Source organism: Okeania sp., from assembly GCF_983059655.1.
In genome coordinates this window covers 1-2,609 of the sequence record NZ_CEZPJD010000973.1, presented here as the reverse complement: position 1 = coordinate 2,609, position 2,609 = coordinate 1, and the positions used below count along the sequence as shown (strand labels likewise).

Sequence of the window (2,609 nt, the reverse complement as noted above, 5' to 3'; positions counted from 1 at the left end):
AAAAACTACCAACACCATCAATCAAAATCCCATCTTCAGTATCAGCAATCATTTCGTCTAAAGTAGCAGTATGACTACCACCATCAGCACCCGCTTCTAACCCCAAATTCGGAATGCGTACCATGGGTACACTCGACCAACTGTCAGCAAAAGCACAACCATTGCTACTACCACGCCCAAGTCGGTAAGCTGTTTCTCTGTCTGTGAGATAATCAACTAATATCCCATCCTTAACTACATACCATTCTTGTGACTTCACACCTTCATCATCATATCCCATTGTACTACGACCACCTGGTTGAGTGCGATCGCATTTAAAATTCACCCAGGGAGCAGCATATTGAAGTTTACCCATTTTATCGGTAGTGGCAAAACTGGTACCAGCAAAATTAGATTCATAACCATAAACCCTATCTAATTCGGTGGGGTGTCCAACTGATTCGTGGATGGTTAAAAATAGATTTGTTGGCTTTAAAATTAGGGTGGAGCGAATATCTGCAGGTCCTTTGGGAGCATAAACTTTTTCAATTGCTTCCTCAGCAACTCGCTCTACTTGACTCAATAGATCGGTGGGGTTGATATGCTCATAACCAATATTCAAAGGAGGTCGTTCGTAACTACGACTTTGAGCATCGTTATTGGCAATAGCTGTACAAGTAAACCCAGGATAACTACGGTAAATTGTTTGCTCAATTAGGGAATCATTTGTAGAAGCAAATATTTTCTCTTCTTTAGTAAACCGGAGAAAAGAAGCAGCTTTTTTCACTCCTCGCTCTTCATAACTCAATAATTTCTCATTCAAATTTAGAAGTAATTCTGCCTTTTCGCCAATGGGTACTGCAAAAGGATCAATTTCAATCGGAGTAACATAACTATCGCGGTGGGTTTCCACAGGTACTAATTTTACTGGTGTCTGTTGACAGAGATGACTACCCTTAGCAATATCTACTGCTAGAGCGACAATTCTAGCTACCTCTTCTAGACTTTGGCGATGACTGGCAGCAAAACCCCATGCACCATTGAGCAAAACTCTCACCCCAAAACCAGAATTGACCTTATCTTCTAATCTGTTGAGAGAGCGATCGCGAGCTGTTAAATTTTGAGAACGATAAACACATGAGCGAATATCCCCATATTCACATCCGGCCTGACGAATTAAGTCTATGGCGAGGGTAGCTAATTCTGTAGTTTGAATCTTTGCTGGTGCTTGTACCATTGTATGTTAGTCTTAATTTTATCTAAATTTATAGCAGGGAACAGGGAATAGGGAACAGGGAACAGTAACAAAAGCTTTTTTCTGTCTCAAGTTCATCATCAACATAAGTCCTAACCAACTCGTTCCTTGCTATATTTTATATGATGTGCTATTTTTGTCCAAAATTTAGTGTTCTGCAACCGTAATGGTATTGATGGAACCTGGGATAAATTACCTAATAGACATCTCCTCCAAAAGAGGGAACAGGGAACAGGGATAAATAATTGATAATTTATGGATAAGAACTGATTTTATTTTTTATTATCGGAGATTTCTAATGATATTAGCTATGATTAGCTCAGTTCCAATTATAAAGAAAGGGTATATATTTTGGTTTCTTGCCTACTTCCCCACTTCCCCACTTTCCGTATCCGTATATCCGTGCCATAATCCGTGTGAGCCACTCCCCTACTCCCTATACAATTATGACTGCACCACTACCCAAAATGTGAGGAGTTCGCTATGCCCAATCAATATTTATCTCCAAAAAATCTGTTAAAATCAAAACTTTTATTAAAATTTCTTGGATTAGTAGGAACACTGGTAATTAATTTTAGTTTTACTCGGCCAGTTTTTGCAGCCTTCTTAACAAACTGGTTTTTTGACTCAGACAATAATCAACTCCAGTTTACTCTCCCATCAGGTACAGCTCCTAGTTTTTCTTTGGAAAATAAACCAGCTCGTCTAATTGTATATATTCCAAATACAGAGGTTAGTGTAGATGTGACTGAGTTATATCCGGATGGTTTGGTGCGCCGAGTTAGTCTTTCTCAAGAGCAACCAGAGCAAGCAAAAGTTATTATAGATTTTGCTCCTGAAGTGGTTATCTCTACTCAACAAGTACAATTAGAACAGATCGAACCACAGCAAAATAGTTGGCAGTTACGTTTGCTTATGGCTGAGGAGGGATTTTCAGAGCCATCAGAGGCAATAATTTCAGATCGACAGGTAACTGAGCCAGAAACTACAGAGATAGAAAATTCTCAAATTACCGAACAACAATCAACTGAGCCAGAAACTACAGAAGTAGAAAATTCTCAAACTACCGAAGAAGAAGAAAATCAAGCTTCTACTCAACTAAAGCAAGATAGTGTCGGTTTGTTAGACACTGATCCGGAAGAAGAATCTCCTTTACCAAACCCAGGGCCTTCTGCGGAGCCTTCCGTACCATTTTTGGTCATTCCCACTGACAGGCCAGGTAGATTTAGGTCTCCAGTAATAGATGCTCTGGGTAATGAAAAACCTGAAACCGAAAGTTCTCAGGTTATAGAAACACCCACACTTCAGACTAGAGAAGAAGAAGAAACAGCTATTTCACTTCCTCCAGAGTCCAGAGAAAAATCAAAAAACAATA

The 2,609-nt window shown here is 39.5% G+C and carries 2 protein-coding genes; one reads left to right on the top strand and one right to left on the bottom strand.

Translation table 11 applies throughout. The annotated features are described in order from the left end of the window. The coding region (locus AC3DU7_RS30785) for a TldD/PmbA family protein (RefSeq protein ID WP_488043039.1) at nucleotides 1-1,216 on the bottom strand (1,216 nt) is incomplete at its 3' end. Nucleotides 1,217-1,717: 501 nt separating this feature from the next. On the opposite strand from AC3DU7_RS30785, the gene AC3DU7_RS30780 reads away from it, so the two are divergent. Continuing rightward, the coding region (locus tag AC3DU7_RS30780; RefSeq protein WP_488043038.1) for an AMIN domain-containing protein at nucleotides 1,718-2,609 on the top strand (892 nt) is incomplete at its 3' end.